This window comes from Haloferula luteola (assembly GCF_014201715.1).
GTDB classification, from domain to species: Bacteria; Verrucomicrobiota; Verrucomicrobiia; order Verrucomicrobiales; family Akkermansiaceae; genus Haloferula; species Haloferula luteola.
In genome coordinates this window covers 71,271-91,258 of sequence record NZ_JACHFD010000013.1, presented here as the reverse complement: position 1 = coordinate 91,258, position 19,988 = coordinate 71,271, and the positions used below count along the sequence as shown (strand labels likewise).

Below are 19,988 nucleotides of genomic sequence, written 5' to 3'. Positions count from 1 at the left end.
TCAGCTCTTGGGGAAGATTGGATCGCGGTTTGGCGTAGCTGGGATTCGATGAGAGCGTGGTTGTTGGCGGCGATAGGCTTGGGTGTGGTTTCCGCTGCGGAAATCGATTGGCAAGAGGAGTCTCGGACTCTTGTGGCGGAAGGGGGAGGATATGGACGGATCGCACGGATCGATGGAGAGCGGTGGATGTGTGCGTATTCTCGGCGAGGGGCGATTCAGGTGAGGTTCACTGAAGATGGGGGGCTGCACTGGGGAGTGGAGCAGGAAGTGGGAAGGGAGGAGGGGGCGGGGCTGACCAATGCGGAGGTTTTGGTCCGGAAGAATGGGGAGATTTGGTGCTTCTTCAATCGGCGTCCTCGGGAGGGTTCGTCGGATCCCTTTGCGGTGGGCTTTTTCCGCAGTGCAGATGGGGGCCGGAAATGGGGTAAGCCCGAGGTGATCTACGAGGCGGGGAAAGAGTTTGAGAACGGTTGCTGGGAGCCTGCTGCGCTCGAACTGGCAAGTGGTGAGGTGCAGGTTTATTTTGCCAATGAAGGTCCGTATCGAGACAGCAACGAGCAGGAGATCTCACTGTTGCGAACGCAAAATGGGGGTCGGAGCTGGAGTGAGGCCGAAACGGTTGCTTTCCGGTCAGGACATCGCGATGGCATGCCTGTGCCGGTGGCGTTGCCGGAGGTGAATGGGATTGCGGTGGCGATCGAGGACAACGGTTTGCGGGGCACCTTTAAGCCCGTGATTCTCGGCACGTCTGCGGAGCGAGGGGGGTGGAAGGACGGTGTGGTCGACAGCGCCAGTTTTCATCGCTGGAGGGCGCTCAAAGAACCTCTGGCCGCAAGAGCCTACGCCGGTGCGCCCTATTTGAGGTGGGTGCGCAAGGGCGTGACAGTGCTGTCTTTTCAGTTGGCAGAGAACGGAGAGATGCGCGATTCGAGGATGGCGGTGTGCCTGGGGAACGGGAAGGCGCAGGATTTCGAGACGCCGTCATTTCCGTTTCCGGAGGGGAGAGGGCAGCTGTGGAATGCGCTCTTTGTGGTGGATGCGCATACGGTGATGGCGATCACTGAAGCGAGCCTCGATGGCAAACGGGGAATTTGGACGATCGAAGGGACCGTCCGCCCTTAACGGTGGCCGACACGGGTCGGGCGGCGACGGCGCAGGAAGGTCGCCGTTCCGAGGGCGGTCAATGCAGCGAGGGACGGCTCCGGCACGGGCATGGGGAGGGAGGAAATGATGGAGCTCAACCCGGAGCTGTTGGCTCCGGAGTAGGTATAAAACGAGGCAATCCGTTCTTCGTAGGGATCGCCAGGGTAGTTGCCAGCCGTGTCGATGAAATTTCCGGTCAGTCCGGGTGGGTTGGTGACGGAGTAGGCAATTCCGACGAGGCTCAGCTCACTTCCAACGGTGGCAAAGAGCGGGCTGCCGGAATCCCCGGTCTCGATGCGCATCTCATTCGTCTGGTAAGCGTTGGCGGTATCGCCCGAAAGGTTCTCGACCAAGACCATTTGGTCCCACCCTGCGTTGCTGCCAAAAGTATTGGTAACGCCGGCGATGGTGACGGTGTTGGTGTCCTGTTCGAACCAGGATTCGAGTCGATTGACGCCGAGTGCCATGTCGGTCATGGCCCCACCGCCATACGCCGAGTTGGAGGTGGGGCTTTGGGCGATGGAGAGGAGGTTTTGCCCGGAGAGTCCGGTCTCCGCGACGCTATTCGCCGACGCGGTGGCGTAGTTGTATGTGGTGATGGATGAATCCACATTCACGCTGAAGTAGCCGACCCACAGATCGGTGCCGCTCACCTGATAACCGCCTGAAACGGTGTATTCGAAGTAGCTACCAGAAGGGGAATTCGAGTTGTAAAAGCGGACGGTCTCTCCAGCAGAGGGGTGGAAATGGTTGGCGCTGACGAAATAGTAGCCGCCGATCATGGTGGCCCATTCCCCGTCAGAAGTGCGACCGACCCCCGAAAAGTCGTAGAGGCTGCCGGCAAAGGAGGGATCATCAGCAAAGCGGTCATTGATGGCCGCGGTGTGATTGGCGATGATGGCTGCCGGGAGAGGCGAGGTGAGCGCTTGGAAACCAAAAGCCAGGAGGGATGCCTTCGGAAATTTCATGGTCGTCTTTCATGCTTCACGTTCCTTGGGTTGTCAAGTTGCCAGAAATTTCCTGGGGCCCTGCGGAAGCTGGACAGAGGGGCGGGTGGGCATGCAGGTTCGGCCCGTGGGCGGAATGCATGCCATCATCGGGACCGACGAAGGTCGCGTCAAAGAAGAGGCTCTGCGGCTTCATCGGGAGCTGACCGGCGGAGTGGACGATGGTTTCACGCATGAGACGATCGATGGCACGGCGGACCATTCCGAAGGAGCATTTCAGATTTGCCGAGCGGTGGTGGAGGCCCTCAATACCTTGCCATTTTTCGGTGGAGAGAAGGTCGTCTGGTTGAAGTCTGCGACCTTTCTGGTGGATGATGTGACGGGGCGCTCGGAGCGGACTTTGGATGGGGTTGAATCGCTGCGTGCCTGTCTGGACCGGGGGCTGGCGCCGGGAGTGACTTTTTTGCTGAGCGCGACGGGGATTGATAAGCGGCGAGCCTTCTGGAAGTTCCTGGAAAAGAGCGCGAGCGTTCGGAGTTTCGACAAGATCGATACCTCGAAGGACGGTTGGGAGGAGGAAGTGGCGCTGTTGGTGCGGGGTCGCGCCCGGGATCTGGGGTTGTCGTTTGAGGAAGAAGCTCTGGAGTTATTCGTCATGCAGGCGGGGGAGGCGACGCGACAGATTGGCAGCGAGCTGGAAAAGCTGGATCTTTTCCTCGGTCCGGAGCGTCGGGTGGTGAGCTTGGAGGATGTGCGGCTCTTGGTGCCGATGAGTCGTGCAGGCATCGTTTTTGAGATTGGAAAATCTCTGCAAACGGGAGATGCGGCGCGGGCAATCGAATTGATCGACCGACTGCTGGTGAGTGGGGAGAGTGCCATTGGTCTGATGCGGGCCTCGATGATCCCCACGGTTCGTAGCTTGTTCATGGCGAGGGTGGTCGCCGACATGGGAATTCGCGGAAGTTCTTATCCTGCCTTTGCGGCCGCGCTGGACAAGCTGCCCCCCTTGAAGAAAGCCTGGCTGCCACAAAAGAAAGCGGGCGGGGTGAATGCCTATCCGCTGTTCCTTTCCCAACAAGCGGCGCGGGCTTTCAGCCAATCGGCGCTGCGAAGCTTGATGGAATCGGCACTGAAGGCGGACAAGGCTCTGGTGACCACAGGGCTTGATCACCGGCTGGTGTTGCATCGTTTCGTGGCGGAGATGAGTGCTGCGGTGGAGCGGCGATAGGCGTGAACTGGGGCTGAAAAGGCCACTGCCTGTGGGGGCGATGGGGGTGATTTTCTGTTTGGTGGGAGCGATTTTCTGGCGTTCGGCTTTGGTTTCTCCAACCAAGAGCACCGCCAGAAGCTCTCAGAAGAAGCCGATGATCAGGGTCGGCCATGACGGGGGGCTTGATTTGCGTCGTCTTCTGAATTTGTGGTGGATGCATCGAGGTGGTGCGGCCCGGGTGGCGAAGGACCCTTGAGGCGGGAAAATCCCGTCGGTTGGCTGCTCCCCGTCTTGACAGGACGGGTTGGCCATGCATCCTCCCCGCCCCGCCGCGTTGGAACGTGGCGTCATCCCTACCTGCCATGAAAAAGGATCTGCATCCCAACTACGCGCCGGCGATCTTCGTCGACATGACCACTGGTGCTCGTTTCATCACTCGCTCGACCAAGTCTTCCGAGAAGAAGGAGACCATCGATGGTGTGGAATACAACGTCATCTCGATGGGCGTGACCTCGGACTCTCACCCGTTCTTCACGGGCCAGAAGCAGTTCGTCGATACCGAAGGCCGCATCGACAAATTCCAGAAGCGTTTCGGCTCCGTGCGTCGCGTGGGCAAGCCGAAGCTGGGTGCCTGATTCCCGCTGTCTGGCAACGATTTTCCCCGACGCCCGTCCGCTGATAGCGGCCGGGCGTTTTGGTCTTTATTTCCATGCAGCTGCCGATGGGCTTGCGTCGGTTGGGGCCCTGACTTTATGACGGGGGTGTGCGTGATTCCACCGACCCCTTGTTGGACCCGGAGCGATTGGAATCGCTCCGCAAAACAGGCCTCGTGGGCCAGGGCGGGTTCAATGAGTATGATCGCCTGACCGAGCTGGCTTCGTCGGTTCTGAAGGTGCCGGTGTGCTTGGTTTCATTGGTGGACGATGAAAAGCAGGTATTTCCTGGTGCCTGTGGATTGCCTGCTCCGATGGATCAGGAGCGAAAGACACCGCTGAGTCATTCCTTTTGCCAGCTGGCGGTGAGGACGCGCCGGCCCTTGATCATTCGAGATGCGAGCCGGGATGCCCGGGTCGCGGGAAATCCTGCGATTCTCGATTTGGGGGTGATGGCCTATCTTGGGTTTCCGATCATTGGGCGGGATTTCCAAGCCCTCGGTGCGTTTTGTGTGATCGACAGTCAGCCGCGGGCCTGGACCGCAGGTGAAATCCGCCAAGTCAGGGATTTCACGGCGGTGGTCGCGGATTTGATCGATCATCGACTGGAGCGGGAGCGTTTCCGGACGGACCTCGATTTGATCATTCACGATTTGAAGAATCCGCTGTCGGGTGTGGCAATGGGGGTTTCGATTTTGGAATCGAGGCTCGAAGGGATGCCCGAGGATTTGGTGCCGTTGGTGGAGGCTATGGCGGATTCGAGTCGTCGGGCCAGCGAGTTGCTGGGCAAGATTGCGCGTTCGGATCGGCGTGAGAAAGAGTCGTGTTTCGATCTGATGGTGCGCATCGAAGAGGTGGTGGACCGACATCGTGCGATCGCTGATGAAAAGGGGCTCGAGCTTCAGGTGGAAGCGGTGAATGGTCGCCAATCGGTAGCGGTCGCGAGCTGGGCGGTGGTCAGGGTGGTGGAAAACCTTTTGACGAATGCGGTGAAGTTCAGTCCGAGAGGCGGAGTGATTCGTGTTTCGGTTGAGCGAACGCACGACGGCAGCCATCTGGAGATTTCGGATCAGGGGCCCGGGTTTTCCGAGGCTGACCGAGCGAAGCTGTATCGGCGTTATGCTCGGCTGAGTGCTGAGCCGACAGCAGGGGAGGAGTCGACTGGTCTGGGCCTTTCCATTGTGAAGAGCCTGATGGATCAAGTCGGTGGGACCATCGAATTGGTGAGTGAGCCTGGGGAGGGAGCGCGTTTTCGGTTGGTGTTTCCCAAGGCATGAGTGCCCGGCCTCGCATCGGCAACCTTTCCGGGGAGTCGCGTGGGGTCAGTTATGGAGTGATTTTCGGGGTCTGGGCGGAGGTTCTGATTTTCTGCCAGCTGCACGATCTTTACTTGGCACCGATCGCTCCCGAGCACTTCACGGAGTATCATCCGCCGCTGTGGGGCATTGAAAATTGGCGGCTGCTGGCAGCGGCATGGGCATTTCGTGCCTCGATCGGCCCTGGCATTCCGTTGGGAATTCTGGCCTTGTTTCTCGGGCGTACGGGGAGTCGACCTCCGGTTCCTGTGAAAACGATTCTGTTGGGAGTGTGGCCAGCTTTGGCTTTGACGGAGTTGGCGGGTCTGATCGCGGGGGCCTGGTCGTGGTTCTTCAAGAAGCCGGTGTATCCAGAGTTCCTCTATCCTGAATTGACGAGGGAGTTGATGACCACGCAATCGATCCAGCTCACTTGCTATCTGGCGGGGACGCTGGCAGGGATCGGTTATTTGCTTTGGCTGAAGCGGAGAAGGGACCTGCTCTCGCGTCCTTGAAGTGCTCGCTGGGGGCAGCGGCTGGATTGACTCCTGAAGGAGGGCAGTTTGAGGGTCTTGGCAGAAAAGAAAAGCCGGCCCCGACGAACGGGACCGGCTTTTGGGAAACCTTGCGGTTGGGGTAGGATCAATCCTCGTCGGACGGGCTCCACTCCTCGGCAGCGGCGGCGGCGAGGTTGAAGGCCTGTTCGAGGCCAACCATCTCGGAGGACGGACGCAGGCTTTCGAAGCTGGCGCTTTCCTTCTTGAGCTCCTCTTCCGAGTAGCTGACGGCCTTGATCGAGAGACCGATGCGGCGCTCGACTTTGTCGACCTTGATGACGCGGGCTTCGATTTCGTCGCCGACCTTGATGACGTCCTTGACCTTTTCCACGTGATCTTCGCTGAGCTGCGAGATGTGGATGAGGCCGTCGATGTCGCCATCGAGGTTCACGAAGGCGCCAAACGAAGCGATCTTCGCGACGGTGCCCTTGACCAGATCGCCGACCTTGAAGCGTTCGTCGATGTGGCTCCATGGATCGTCCTCAAGCTGCTTGAGGCCGAGGGAGACACGCTGGTTGGCCTTGTCGATGGAAAGCACGATCGCTTCGACCTCGTCGTTCTTTTTGAGAACTTCGGAGGGGTGGTTGATCTTGCGAGTCCAGGACATGTCCGAGACGTGGACCATGCCGTCGATGCCTTCTTCGAGTTCGACGAAGGCGCCGTAGGCGGTGAGGTTGCGGACCGGGCCCTTGATGGTGGCGCCGATTGGGTAGCGGACCTCAATTTCGTCCCAAGGATTGGGCTCGAGTTGGCGAACGCCGAGGGAGATCTTCTGCTCTTCGATCGAGATGCCGAGGACGACCGCTTCGATTTCCTGATCGAGTTCGAGCACGTCGCTCGGGCGAGTGATGCGCTTGACCCAGGAAAGCTCGGACACGTGCACGAGGCCTTCCACGCCACGCTCGATTTCGACGAATGCGCCGTAGGGCAGGAGCTTGGTGACCTTGCCCTTGACTTGGGTGCCGATCGGGTACTTGGCCTCGATGTCCTCCCATGGGTTGTCGGTCATTTGCTTCAGGCCGAGGGAGACACGCTCCTTCTCGCGATCCACGTCGAGGATCATCACCTCGAGCGATTGACCGATCATGAGCATTTCCGAAGGGTGGTTGATGCGACCCCACGACATGTCGGTGACGTGAAGAAGGCCATCCATGCCTTGGAGGTCCACGAACGCACCGAAGTCGGTGATGTTCTTGACGGCGCCCGTGACCTTGTCGCCAACCTTGACGGTCTGGAGGAAGCGCTGGCGGAGTTCGGCGCGCTCGGCTTCGATGACTTCGCGGCGGGAGAGGACGATGTTCTTGCGGTCGTCGTTGACCTTGACGATCTTGAACTCGTAAATGTTACCGACGTATTCGGTGAGGTCCTTCGGCGGAATGATGTCCACTTGGGATCCAGGCAGGAAGGCTTCGACGCCGACGTTGACGGTGAGGCCACCTTTGACGACGGCCTTGACCTTGCCGCGAACCAGGCCGCCATCTTCGTAGACGCGGACGATTTTTTCCCAGTTCTGCTTGTGGGCGGCCTTCTCCTTGGAGAGGACGACCATGCCTTCGTCGTTTTCGAGTTTCTCAAGGAGAACTTCGACTTCGTCGCCGACTTCAATTTCTTCGTCTTCGAACTCGGCAGCGCTGATGGTGCCTTCGGACTTGTAGCCGATGTCGACGAGGACGACTTGAGGGCGGATTTCGATGATCGTGCCTTTGACGATCGTGCCTTCCTTGAACTCGCGGAACTTGGAATCGATCAGATCGCTAAGTTCCGTGTTGGTGTTGTTAAGCACGGCAGTGCTCATGTGGTTTGGGGTTAGGGTTGTGTTCCTTGGTTCGTTTTCCTTCCGGCATTGCCCCGGTTTTTGGACCGGCACGCTACGGGGCTCCAACCGCGTGCCAGCTTCAGGAAAGAGAAACGGGCGGCGAGACTAGGGATGGAAAGGCCGATGACAAGTGGAAAAGCCCGATGTTCAACGCTTTGCGAATCGTGAAGGTTACGGAGAGAAATCGATACCAGGAACGGTTCTTGAAATTCCGCCATCCCCACCTCAGGGGGATGCGTAGGTATTCGTAAAGGAAACGATTCCTATCAAAATGGCAGAAATGCCATGAATTGGCGGAATTGATTGAAAAATGGGGGTTTGATGAAGAATCCGCAGAAAGAATTGTTGGAAGTGGGCTGGCGCTTGGCACGTAGATTGATTGTCTAATCAGGTCTCGCGCCCGCAGGTCGGGTGGGCGGAGGCTTCAATCCCAAGATGCAATCCATGTCTACTCAACCACTTAACCTGCAGCGGGGTCTCCTCGCGGCGGCTGTGGGGATGATGGCGACCTCCAGTGTCGCTCACGCAGCCCCCACTGCCTTCAAGTACCTTCGATTCGAGCCGGTCGCGGTTCGAACGCCTGGGTCGATCTTCCAAATGTCGGAGCTTCTGCTGTTCGATGAGAATGGCGATCCCATCCCCACGCCTCCCGGCGGGACGGTGGGAGTCAGCGCGGAAAATCCTGATACACCTGCAGGAGAGCTCCCCGAATATGCCTTTGACGGAAACAAGACCAACAAATGGCTGGATTTCAGCTGGGACGATACCGCGCTCATTCTCGATTTTACCCAAATCAATGGGGGAACCGATGATTCTGTAATCATTGGCAGCTACAACTACTGGACGGCGAACGACGCCAACGGACGGGATCCGGTGACCTGGCGCTTGGAGAGTTCCGAGGACGGGGTGACCTGGACTCTGGTCGACTTGGTAAGTGATGCTTCCGTTAATACGGCACGGAACGCCCAAGCACTGGCGACGAATCGGGAGATTCCAGACTCGATCAGTCCTCGGATTCTCTACTTTGAATCGGACAATCTCGACTATCCAGGTTCGACTGCAGTCATTCCAAACGGGAATTGGACCTTCTACTGTGAATGGGAGCTGGGTGACACAGCTGAAATCACGGTCAATGGAGGAACTCCGATCCCGGTCGAGAATGGCGACTACCCCGAGATCGCGCTTCCGGATAACTCCGACTCGAACGTCAAGTTGACCGTCTATGGCGTGGGGGGAACCACGGCTGAGAAAACTATGACGATCCGGACGGAGGATTCCACGACCAGAACCGTCGAAATGGTACGCTTTTCTCCGATGAAAATGCGTGCTGGAACCGCCATTCAGCTGGGTGAATTTTTGTTCTTCGACCCGGAAGGAAATGAGGTGATTCCCGTGAATGTCGTTGACGACGCTGGTACCAACGCTGCGGATGCAAACGAGGGTGCGCTCAAGCTTATCGATGGCGACTCTTCAACCAAGTGGTTCAGTGGGTCAGCAAATCCGGTCGTCTTTGAGTTCAGTGGCCCAGTGGAACTGGGTTCCTATCAGTTGGTCACGGCCAACGACTTCAATGGTCGTGACCCGATTCAATGGGTGTTGGAGGAAAGCTCCGACGGTGGAGAGACCTGGACCTACATCGAATCGATGACAGGTTTGGATTATTCGACCCCCACGGATCGATTCACGCCAACACAGGTATTTCCATTCCCGGCAGACGGCACGATGATGCCAATCATCGATCTCTTCACGGTTGACTTCGGTTCCGTGGCGACGGTGGGCACGGCCGGCGATACTGTTGACCTCGATTGGATCGTGTTCATGGGCGGCACGATTGATATTCAGCCACAAGTAGGTGTGGTTGGCTCGGCGGATGGATACGCTGAAGTATCAGTCAATGAGACGACTACCTTCGTCCTGACTGCCACGGCAGAGACTGGGACTCGCTCGGTGAGTGCAGAAGTCTATGCGTATCTGTTGACTCCGTTCGATGGAACCATTGACTACCCGGGCTTTGACAATGCTGACGGTGTCGTGCCCTTGGGCTCATCGACGGTTTTCAACGCATACGATGTCTTCGTCAACGACCCCGATACGAATCGCCTGCGACTCACGGATCAAGGCACCCAGCAGTCTGGAACCGCTTGGTTCTTCGATCCGATCGACTTGAGCGGTGGATTCAAAACAACGTTCGAGGCCGAGATTACGCACAGCCTTTACTATAACGGCGCGGATGGAGTTGCCTTCATCGTTCAGAATTCCGAGTTTGGAAATACCTATCAACCTTCTGCCTTCACTCCTGCGGACACTGAAGCACGGACAATGGCGATCTTTTTAGATTCCTACAAGAACGGTGATGATGATCCCAGTCACGCGAGCCTCAAGGTGGCGGTGAACGGTGTCGTGATCGCTCAGCAGGACCTCTCCTCCACAGGCCTGGCGATCGCCAAGGGCTTTGAAGGAAACTACCTCCTCACTGGAGTGGGAGGGAATTCTGGGTATACGGTTGAAGTCTTTTATTACCCTGGCCATCTTGATGTGACAGTTGAAGGTGTGTTGGTAATTGATGGTCTGGCGGTGGATCTAGGCGCTACGGGTGCTTCCGTCTTGGATGCTGAAGGTAAGGCCTACGTTGGTTTCACTGCCCGAACGGGAGGACTTGGCGAAAACCACGACATTCTGAATTGGATGCTGACGACGGAAGGTATCGAACCCCCAGCGGCTCCACTCGCCCTGACGTCTTATAGCTTCGACTTTTCGGTCTCTCCCGCAACGGTGACCCTTACTTGGGATTCGACGGCTGGTGATTATTATGGCATCACTACCTCGACGACTTTGGGGGATTGGACATCAGTGATGGACAATATCCTTGCCACAGGCGTTTCCACCACGATGACGGTTGAGGTCCCGGCAGGAACGGCAGGCTTCTTCCGAGTGGAAGAAACCACGGCACCTGAGCCCTGATCGCGTTCCGGTCACGATTCACGAATTCATTCAAGCCCGGCGGGAGATTTCCCGCCGGGCTTTTTCGTGGAGAGCGGGCGTGGGAAAAATGACGGGAACACCCTTTGGGCTTCGGAAAATCCTCGCGATGCCGCCCGCCGCGATGGTGAGGGCTGCCGTCCCTTTTTCCCAAACCCATGAAACCCGTTATTTCCGCCTTACTGGCCGGTCTCGGTCTGATGAGCGTCCAAGCTCAGACGACTCTATTTTCGGATACCTTTGATCGTGCCGATTCAAGAAACATCGATTTGTCGCTCCTGGGCATCACCGATGGTACGGGTTCCTCTATGCCGGTGGATGGGGTGTATGGGCACGGGTTTGTGGACCCTGCGAATCTGACGAGCGGGCCGGATGGAGTGGCTGCCAATGGAGGGGGCGCGCGGATTGCCAACGGTCAGCTAGAATTGGCCACCGGTGCCGGAACTTCGAATGCCTACGTGCGCCACAACTTTGTGGATTCCTCGATTCTTGAGGCGGGAGGCATGGAAGTGAGCCTGCAGATCACATCGGTTTCCCAATCGACGGAGGGTCAGGGTGGAGGCTTTGCCATGGGGATGTCTGAGGCTCAGGCAGAGGATACGGGGGACGCCTTTGATGGCGGGGGCAGTAGCACGGGCTTGAACAAAATGACTGATGGCCTGGGTAATAGCGCCAATACGGTGGCGGTGTCCGATTTCTGGGTGGTGCTACGCGCAAATGGAACTTTGGCGTGGGGTGGGGTCGGAAATCAGGCGGCCTTTGGTACGGCTTCAGTTGGGTCGAAGGTCGGCACGATCTCGGCACGGTTCGAATTCGATAGTTTCGAGCAGGATGAAACCGTCGCCTATCAGGTCTTCTTCGACGGCACCCTGATGGGAGAGGGCTCGTTTTCGTGGGATGAATCGGCTGAGAATTTCATCGGCTTGGACGCCCGGGATGCTGCGGCGGTGGGGATGGATCAATTTCAAATCACGACTTTAGGGGCGCCGCCGATCACGGCATCGTTGGAAGCGAATCCATTGGTGATTCCGGCCGACGCCACGGCGGAGCCGGTCACGTTGACTTGGTCCGGTGAAAACCTGCCGACCGGGACGAGCTATGAAATCCTGGCGAGTCCGGCGGCGGTCTTTCCTTCCGGTGGTCAATCGGGATCTGCCGAAGCTGGCTCGGGAGCGGTTGAGGTGCAGGTTGATGGCACACAGGGCGATACGGATTTCACTCTGCGCTTTCTCCTAGACGGAGAAGAGTTGGCGACAGCGACTCGCACGGTCCGAAAGCATCGAACGAACGTCCTGTTGATCTTGCTCGATGACATGGGCTTTTCCGACTTCGGTTGCTACGGATCGGAAATCCATACACCGGTCATCGATTCCTTGGCGGCCACGGGTTTGCGCTATCGGAATTTCTACAATACGGCTCGTTGTTCGACGACCCGTTGTGCGTTGCTGAGCGGACTCTACACTCAGCAGGTAGGGGATCCTCCTGGAGCTTCCTTGCCGCCATTGCGAGAGGACAACAACGTCACCATTGCCGAGTTGCTTTCCACTACAGGATACCGGCGTTACATGGCGGGGAAATGGCACACTGGAACGGGAGATACCCGTTCGCCCATCGCTCGCGGCTGGGAGCACATCTTCGGGCACCGCAGTGGCGGAAACGACCCGCATAATCGGGTGAGCGGAAGCAACCACGATTCGTTTTGGAAGGCTTCCAACTTCGGCTTCTACTCGAAGGACGGTGAAATCGCTGAGATTGACTATTCGAATTCGACCTTTCACCAGACGGATGCGATCGGTGACTATGCGCTGAAATTCCTCGATCATCACCGCGCCAAGGAGGATGGGGCGCCGTTCTTTCTTTATCTGCCCTTCAATGCCCAGCATTGGCCCATCAATGCTCCAGCTGAAATGGCGGATCGATACACCAATGCGGGCGATAGCACTCCGGACAGTCTGACCGTCGATGGGGGCGTCGATGGGGGCGACTACTATGATTACGAGGTTGGTTGGGATCAAACTCGAGCCGATCGCCTAGCTCGGCAGAAGGCCCTTGGCATCTTCGATCCCGCGGTGGAGCTTTCCCCCCGCAGTCCCGCGATCAATTCGGATGGGACCGACAATCCGGATCCTTCGATCATTGTCGATATTCCAGCGTGGAATTCCTTGGGTTCGGATCGCCAGACGGACCTCGCGCGCCGGATGGCGGTTTATGCTGCCATGCTCGAGCAAATCGACCGCAACATCGGACGGGTGGTGGAGCATCTCGACGAGTTGGGGGTTCTGGACGACACGCTGATTTTCCTTCTGGCCGACAATGGTGGAAACTATGAAGGCGGATTGTTTGGGCGGACCCAGGGGACGATCAATGCCGAGCCTGTCACCGGTACGTCTTCATTGGCGGGAATGGGTCAGGCTGCCACCCCCGATCTGCGGTTGGGAGGGGGCTGGGCGAACGTCAACAACACGCCCTTCCGTCTCTACAAGCACTACCAGCATGAAGGCGGCATTCGCACTCCGTGCATCATTCACTGGCCCAATGGGATCACTTCGCCTGGCCGTTGGGTGAAGGATCGGGGCCATCTGATCGATATCATGGCAACCATCTCCGAGGTGACGGAAACTCCGTGGCCGGTGACTTGGCCGGGCCGCACTTTGTTGCCGTGGGAGGGAGAGTCGCTGGTACCCCATTTCCAGCCAGAAACCGTTGCTCAGTTCCCGGTGCGACCGCTCGGTTTCGAGCACGAGAGCAACCGCGCCTGGTTCAAGGGCAACTACAAGTTCGTTACCAAGCACTTTTCCTATCCGGATGGGTCATCGCCGCAGAATGAATACGAACTCTATGATGTGTCGGTGGATCCGGTGGAGTTGCATAATTTGGCAGGTGAGCAACCGGCCCGTGTCGCGGAGATGATTGACGAATGGAATGCCTGGGCGGTGCATGTGGGGGTTCCTTCCGATCGGTTGATTTTGCCGCCAGTACCCCAGCTGGATCCTGCAGAAATGGAAGAGGACCTGTTCGTGGACACCTTCAATCGTCCTGACTCGTCCGATCCCGACTCTGAAGCCCTTGGGATGACAGGTTCACTGGTGCCCGGGCTTGGGGCGGGTTCTGCCTACTATGATTCCTGGGAAGAAGGTTCTACAGAGGTTCTTGGGATGAACCTTTTGATGGCCAATGGCACCGGCATGACGGAAGTGGCCCTTCGCCACAATTTTGTCGATGCGGAGATCTTGGCCGCCGGTGGGTTTTCGGTCGAACTGAGAGTCGACGAGATTTCCTCGGGAAATGCCGACGAGGCGAATCGTTATGCCGGCATCGCCCTTGGCCTCAGCGAGGCGGAGGCGCAGAGCTCGAATGATGTTTCCCAGGCGGGCCCGCCGACTTCGTTTCGGGGGCTATCCGGGGGAGCTGTGGGAACGGCAGATGCCTTCGTGGAGCTGGATCAAAATGGCAACGTGAAGTGCTGGGTAGCGGGGCAGTTGGTAGAGACCGTCGCGGTCGGGGCTACCCGGGGGACTTTGCTGGTTTCCTGTGAAACGTCGGCTTTTGAAGCGGGAGGCAGCGCCACGTTGCGAGCCTACTTCGATGGCCAGCCCGTCGATCTCGATAGCGCGACTGCTGGGATGGGCAGAAGCTTTTCCTGGAGTCAAACCGGCCAGAATTACCTAGGCTTGAGCGCGCGGGCGACTGGCCATGTGACTCTCGACAACCTGGCGGTTCGCTTGCACCCGCTTAGCCGAGTCCTCGCAGCGCTGTATGCCCGCGAGGCTGGGCTCTCTGGGGCTGCCTCTGGCCCCGGCGCGGATCCGGATGGCGACGGCGACGACAATTTCGTGGAGTGGCTGAAGGCTGGCAATCCTGATGGTTCGGATGTCGGCACCAAACTTCTCTCCGTGATGCCCTCCGCCGATGGAGTTTTCCGATTCAGCTACGCCCGGATCAGCGACGCAGATGAGTCGGGTCTGAGTTACAGCTTCCGGTATTCAGAAGACCTGTCTGGCGAGAGCTGGACCCTTTTTGAGCCAGAAACGATTTCCGCCGAGCCGCTCGGAGATCGCCATGAGGTGCGATTGGCTGCCGTGCCGGGTGAGCTGGCCGCTGGGCGTGAGCGACTGTTCATCGTGGTCGAGGTGAAATGACCATTTTTCTGGGTGACCTGCCCGAGCGCAGGTCGAAGGGGTCCGAGGGATGGGGGGTTCTGTTCCTCGGGCCTCTTTTTCTTCCAGTTCGCAATTAGGAATAAACGCATTCCACCGCAAAACAGGCCAAAACTTGCCTTGCGTCCCGGGCCATGGGGCGCTATCCCCGCCGCCCGCGATGTCCGAAACCGCCGAGAAATCCCTCAAGCTTGCCCTTCCCAAGGGTAGCCTGCAGGAGCCGACCCTCGAACTCTTTGAGAAGGCCGGCTTCAACATCTATGTGTCGTCGCGCGGCTATCGCCCATCGTCGGACGACACGGATCTCGACCTGTTCTTGATTCGGGCCCAGGAAATTGGCCGCTACATCGGTCAGGGCTTTATCGACTGTGGCATCACGGGCCTCGATTGGGCCTCAGAGGCGGGATCGGATTTGGTCGATCTCGCCGAATTGCCCTACTCGCGCGCGACCGTCCGCCCGACCCGTTGGGTTCTGGTCGTTCCGGAGGACTCTCCGATCCAGAAACCCGAAGATCTCGAGGGCAAGCGCATCGCCACGGAAGGCGTGGGAATCACCCAGCGATACCTCGCGGAGAAAGGCATCAAGGCGGACGTCGAGTTTTCCTGGGGTGCTACCGAAGTGAAAGTCCCCGATTTGGTGGATGCCATTGTCGATGTGACCGAGACCGGTTCATCGATCAAAGCCAACAAGCTTCGGATCGTCGATACTCTGCTGACATCCTTCCCGCACTTCTACGCCAGCCCCGCTGCGGCGGCTGACGAGTGGAAGCGCGAGAAAATGGACCGCATCTGCATGATGCTCAAGGCTGCGCTGGATGCCCGCGATAAAGTGGGACTCAAGATGAACCTGCCTGCCGACCGTCTTGACGCCATGCTAGAGCGCCTGCCTTCATTGCGTCGACCGACGGTTTCCCAACTCGCCGAAGATGGCTGGGTAGCGGTGGAAGTGGTCATTGAAGAAAAAGTCGTCCGCCATCTCATTCCCGAGCTCAAGCAACTGGGTGCCGAAGGCATCATTGAGTATCCGCTCAACAAGCTCGTTCCCTGATTTTCCAAGCCAAACACGATAACCCCTAACCGCAACGATCATGGGCTCGCTCAAAAAGCGCCGTAAGGCCAAGATCAACAAGCATAAGCGCAAAAAGCGCATGAAGCAGAACCGCCACAAGAAGCGGCTCCGCTACAAGTCCTGACCCTAAGTCAGCGACCGCTTGTTCTGATCCAAGCAAACGAAACCAGACAGGGGTCCGGGAAACCGGGTCCCTCGTTTGGCGTACCCATGTCGCCTAGGATTCTGAGGCGACGGCAAATAATTCTGAGGAATTCTTCCAAGGGTTTTGGCGGCGGGGTGTCATCTCATGGAACGATGAACCCGAAATGTGGTCATGCCGTCCGCCATGAAATCCCTCAGCCCACCTCTTCCGCCCTCTGGAGCTGACGAGCTTGTTCCCTTTCCGACGGTGAAAGGGATCAAGCCAAGTTTGCGAGAGGTCTTCGAGGCCGAGGAGGGTCCGCTGCTCCGATTTGCTTGGGGCATGTTGGGGCGGAGGGAGATCGCCGAGGACCTGGTCCAAGAGGCCTTTCTCCGGCTGCATGCCCATTGGGATGAAGTGACGCATCCGCGGGCTTGGCTGTTCCGCTCGGTGAGGAATCTCGCCCTCAATCATCTGCGTCATCATCGTCGTGAATCGGTGACCGATGTGATCCCGGACGAGGATGCCACCGGCGACCCCAAAGAGCAGCTATCCCGACTCGAGGCCGCGGGCGCCATCCGTCTCCTGCTTGCCGAACTCGGGGAAGATGACCGAGCTCTGCTCACCCTGAAGTACGATGAAGACTTGAAATACGCTCAGATCAGTGAGCGCACCGGGCTCTCCGTCGGAAACGTCGGCTACAAACTTCACCATCTTCTCAAAGGCCTTGCCGAGCGCTTGCGCCGGATGGGCATCGAGAGCTCCGACGGTTGAACCCCTTTAACTCTTCTTTCTGCCATGAGTGATCAAGTCCCACCGCTCGAACCCCAAGGCGATGATGCCCTGGAAGCCAGGATTGTCGCATGGGTTCTGGGCGAAGTCTCCGCCTATGAGGCGGAGGAGTTGCAGCGTCAGTGTGAGTCCGATCCCCGTTTGGAGGAATTTGCCCAGAGCATGCGAGAGATCGATGGGCTGATTCATGAAAGTGCGCGGGCGACCGGAGAAGAATGGCGACTCTCGGAAGGACGGCGTCGGAACGTCATGGATCGGTTGGAAGAAGGGGAGTCTCGTCATCGACTGCGTCCGAGGTGGCAACGCGCCTTTCTCGGCATGGCTGCTTGTCTATTGATCACTCTCGTGGCTTTGCCGGTGATCGTCCGGAGAGGTACCCGGATTCCTGCATCCATGAGAGTGGCAGAGGTTCCCGCCACGGCCGCTTGGAAGGAGTTGAAATCCGTTCGGGAAGTTCCCCGGAGTGCGGGTCAGCCTGTAGGCGACCTAATTCCCCAGACTTGGAGTCGGAACCGAGAAGCTGCCTCGAAAGCGGACTTGCTCGATGATGGGATCCCTCCGGCAATCGCTGAGCCAATGGCAAGAATCGTAGAGAGCGGCAACCGTTCGGGCGATGGAGCGATTGATCGAGAGTCGATCGCGGGTCTTCTACGAGAGGGGAGTGTGGGGTGGGGTACTCTTTCGGACGATTTCGTCGATCCTTCACTGGAGGGAGAAGCGAAGAAAGAATCGGCCCCCCAAGCGGAGGAAGGGACTGAACTTGCGGAGCTCCCGGCGATGGGAAGACTTTCGATGGATTTGAAGAATGAGACGCCGGTCGATAAATTCTCGAAAGGCCCGACTCTCTCCGATCCTCCGATCAATGAGGTGGGATTGGTTCAGAAAGACGCCGGAATGGGTGGCTCGCAAGGGTACGGATGGACGGACACGAACCAAGGCATCGTCTCTGACGAGGCTGCGGATGGTGATATCCGCCGACGGCTGGACCTGGCACAGTCCTCCTTTGAGCTGGGCCTATTCGATGATGCCAAGGAAGCCTACGAAAGCATCCTCGGAGAGGATCGCTACCATTTGGCGGCCCGACGTGGGCTGGAACGAGTTCAGGCCGCGAAAAGTCAGTTCTATCGAGCGGCCTACGATGCAACCCGTGCCGAATTGCTGAGCGAAGTGGACAAGGCTTGGGAGCTCGAGGTTCCCACAGAGGCAGATGTGGAGATGTCAAAGCTTCAAGAGGAATTGATTTCACAAGAGGACCTCGTGGAAGAGAAGCGCCGAGCGATGACTCAACTCGTCCGCACGGAGAGAATCCCCTATGTGCCTGCTCGTTCGGACCCCGATTCCGAGCGACGGAAGCCTGAGATTGCCGCGAGTCGTGAACGATTCGCGGAGTTGGAAGCCCAATCACTGACCTTGCAAAGCCAAATGGATCGGCTCGACCGCTCCGAGGGTCAGCAACGATTGAACTATGCCGCGGGGATTCTTGAGCCTGAGAGCGAGTTGGGGACGATCCGATCCCAATATCAAGAGGCCAATCAAGCGCTACAGTCGATGCGCGATGAGGGTCGGGGCGAGGAGTCGCGTCGGCTTCAGGAACAAAAGGATCTTGTTGAAGATCTCCGGGGTCAGCTTGACCAAGGAGTGGCGGATCTTCGCCAGAAACTCGATGCGCACCTTGAGGAGAGTCGACGTGAGATGGAAAGTTTGAAGTCGAGCGTGAACTTTGATGATGGGCATGAGCTCTCAAAGGAGGCCTTTGGGAAGCTCCGCAATGATTTTAAAATGGCTCAGGATCGGCTGGAAGAACTTCGAGCACGGCAGGCTCGTTTGATGGCGGAGGCCCAGAGTCATGTCGTAGCGGAAGCTCGCGATCGGATCGATGCGCTGTCAAAAGCGGCGGCACTCCAGACTCTCGATAGCCTGAAAGAGTCGAAGGCAGCCGAAGAGCCCTTCTCCACATTTTCCCTGCACGTTAGCGATGCCTCGTTCAAGTTGGCGGCGGCCGCTTTGGATCGGGGAGAGGTTCCGGAACCGGCGAGCATTCGACCTGAAGAGTTTTACAATGCATTTGACTATGGTGACCCCACTCCTGGTACGGGAGATCCCGTGGGTTGTGTGATCGAGCAAGCGGCTCATCCACTTTTCCCGCAGCGGAATTTGCTGCGACTTGGAGTGAAGACCGGGAGTGCCGGACGTTTGCCGAGCCATCCCTTGAATCTCACGATCATGGTGGACAACTCGGGATCCATGGAGCGAGAGGACCGGCGGTTCGGATTGCGGCAGGCAATGGCCAGCCTGTCTTCCTTGTTGAAGGTCGGAGACACAGTGACATTGGCGGCATTTTCGCGACAGCCGAGGTTGCTGGCGGATCGCCTGGATGGCTCGGCTGCTGGAAAGTTGATGGATGCGGTGTCGACCTTGCCGAGTGAGGGAGGAACCAATCTTGAAGAGGCGTTGCAGTTGGCGGAGGAGTTGGCGTCCCGGCAGTTCGCGCCAGGGGCTCAGAATCGTGTGGTGCTTTTCACCGATGGAGCGGCCAACCTTGGAGATGCAGATCCGGAGTCGTTGCATGTCCGAGTGGCGAGATTGAGAAATAGGGGGATCGCTTTTGATGCGGTGGGGGTGGGAACCGAGGGATTGAATGACCGGCTACTGGAGCGGCTGTCGCGGGATGGAAATGGGCGATACACTGTGATCCGGGATGCGGCCGACGCTGGGCAGGAATTTGCGGAACAATTGGCGGGCGCATTCAAGCCGGCGGCAGAGGACGTGAAGGTCCAGGTGAAGTTCAATCCGGCGAGGGTGGGACATTATCGGCTGATCGGTTTCGATGAGCACCGTCTGAATCCGGAGGATTTTCGAGACGACACGGTGGACGCGGCGGAAATGGCGGCAGAGGAGGAGGGGATCGCTCTCTATCAGGTGGAGGTATTGCCCGAAGGATCGGGCGATGTGGGAGAAGTGTGGGTGAGGTTTCTTGATCCTGCCACAGGAGCTCGGGTCGAGCGCAAGTGGAGCATTCCCTTCGCGCCCCAGGCGGTCGCTTTCGACCAAGCGTCGCCCAGTCTGCAGTTGGCGGGGCTGGCCGGGTTGGCGGCGGAGAAGCTGCGAGGTGGCGGGGCTGCTGAGGGGATCGATGGGGCTTCTTTGCGAAAGGTGATGGCAGAGGTGGAGTTGGCCTACGGCCGAAATCCTCGAGTGCTGGAGTTGGGACGGATGATCGGACAGCTGAAGTGATTTTACTGGGTG

13 protein-coding genes are annotated in these 19,988 nt (G+C 58.2%); 11 read left to right on the top strand and 2 right to left on the bottom strand.

The window, feature by feature from the left end:
• Window positions 1-48 precede the first annotated feature (48 nt).
• Window positions 49-1,122 carry a sialidase family protein gene (locus HNR46_RS13365; protein ID WP_184019616.1) on the top strand — a complete coding sequence of 358 codons (1,074 nt, stop codon included), beginning with the start codon at window positions 49-51 and terminating at the stop codon, window positions 1,120-1,122.
• Here the strand turns inward: HNR46_RS13365 and HNR46_RS13360 are convergent.
• Window positions 1,119-2,111, bottom strand: coding sequence for a PEP-CTERM sorting domain-containing protein (locus tag HNR46_RS13360; protein ID WP_184019614.1), 993 nt, complete (start codon window positions 2,109-2,111; stop codon window positions 1,119-1,121). The two genes, HNR46_RS13365 and HNR46_RS13360, sit on opposite strands and share 4 nt — an antisense overlap.
• Before the next feature lie 115 nt (window positions 2,112-2,226).
• Between HNR46_RS13360 and holA the strand changes: the two genes are divergently transcribed.
• From holA to HNR46_RS13340, 4 genes are all read left to right on the top strand, one after another.
• Complete coding sequence (gene holA / locus HNR46_RS13355; RefSeq protein ID WP_184019612.1) at window positions 2,227-3,318, top strand: DNA polymerase III subunit delta; 1,092 nt, start codon at window positions 2,227-2,229, stop codon at window positions 3,316-3,318.
• A gap of 344 nt (window positions 3,319-3,662) precedes the next feature.
• Window positions 3,663-3,935 carry a type B 50S ribosomal protein L31 gene (locus HNR46_RS13350; protein ID WP_184019610.1) on the top strand — a complete coding sequence of 91 codons (273 nt, stop codon included), beginning with the start codon at window positions 3,663-3,665 and terminating at the stop codon, window positions 3,933-3,935.
• Between the two features lie 128 nt (window positions 3,936-4,063).
• Complete coding sequence (locus tag HNR46_RS13345; RefSeq protein WP_184019608.1) at window positions 4,064-5,230, top strand: ATP-binding protein; 1,167 nt, start codon at window positions 4,064-4,066, stop codon at window positions 5,228-5,230.
• Window positions 5,227-5,763 (top strand): hypothetical protein, encoded by a 537-nt coding sequence (locus HNR46_RS13340; RefSeq protein ID WP_184019607.1) that lies wholly within the window; start codon window positions 5,227-5,229, stop codon window positions 5,761-5,763. The genes HNR46_RS13345 and HNR46_RS13340 overlap by 4 nt, the downstream gene beginning before the upstream one ends.
• Before the next feature lie 127 nt (window positions 5,764-5,890).
• Here HNR46_RS13340 and HNR46_RS13335 read toward each other — a convergent pair whose 3' ends face one another.
• On the bottom strand, window positions 5,891-7,672 hold the full coding sequence (locus HNR46_RS13335; protein WP_343076039.1) for a 30S ribosomal protein S1: 1,782 nt from the start codon (window positions 7,670-7,672) through the stop codon (window positions 5,891-5,893).
• A 393-nt stretch (window positions 7,673-8,065) separates the two neighbouring features.
• Here HNR46_RS13335 and HNR46_RS13330 point away from each other — a divergent pair, with 393 nt between their 5' ends.
• From HNR46_RS13330 to HNR46_RS13305, 6 genes are all read left to right on the top strand, one after another.
• Entirely contained in the window at window positions 8,066-10,582 is a 2,517-nt protein-coding gene (locus HNR46_RS13330) for an L-type lectin-domain containing protein (protein ID WP_184019605.1), read from the top strand.
• Window positions 10,583-10,758: 176 nt separating this feature from the next.
• Window positions 10,759-14,739: an arylsulfatase gene (locus HNR46_RS13325; protein WP_184019604.1), complete on the top strand. Its 3,981-nt coding sequence runs from the start codon at window positions 10,759-10,761 to the stop codon at window positions 14,737-14,739.
• Between the two features lie 178 nt (window positions 14,740-14,917).
• On the top strand, window positions 14,918-15,805 hold the full coding sequence (gene hisG / locus HNR46_RS13320; protein ID WP_184019603.1) for an ATP phosphoribosyltransferase: 888 nt from the start codon (window positions 14,918-14,920) through the stop codon (window positions 15,803-15,805).
• Between the two features lie 40 nt (window positions 15,806-15,845).
• On the top strand, window positions 15,846-15,950 hold the full coding sequence (locus HNR46_RS13315; RefSeq protein WP_184019602.1) for an AURKAIP1/COX24 domain-containing protein: 105 nt from the start codon (window positions 15,846-15,848) through the stop codon (window positions 15,948-15,950).
• Between the two features lie 204 nt (window positions 15,951-16,154).
• On the top strand, window positions 16,155-16,724 hold the full coding sequence (locus tag HNR46_RS13310; RefSeq protein WP_184019601.1) for an RNA polymerase sigma factor: 570 nt from the start codon (window positions 16,155-16,157) through the stop codon (window positions 16,722-16,724).
• A gap of 24 nt (window positions 16,725-16,748) precedes the next feature.
• Entirely contained in the window at window positions 16,749-19,976 is a 3,228-nt protein-coding gene (locus HNR46_RS13305; RefSeq protein ID WP_184019599.1) for a YfbK domain-containing protein, read from the top strand.
• The last annotated feature ends 12 nt before the right edge of the window (window positions 19,977-19,988 follow it).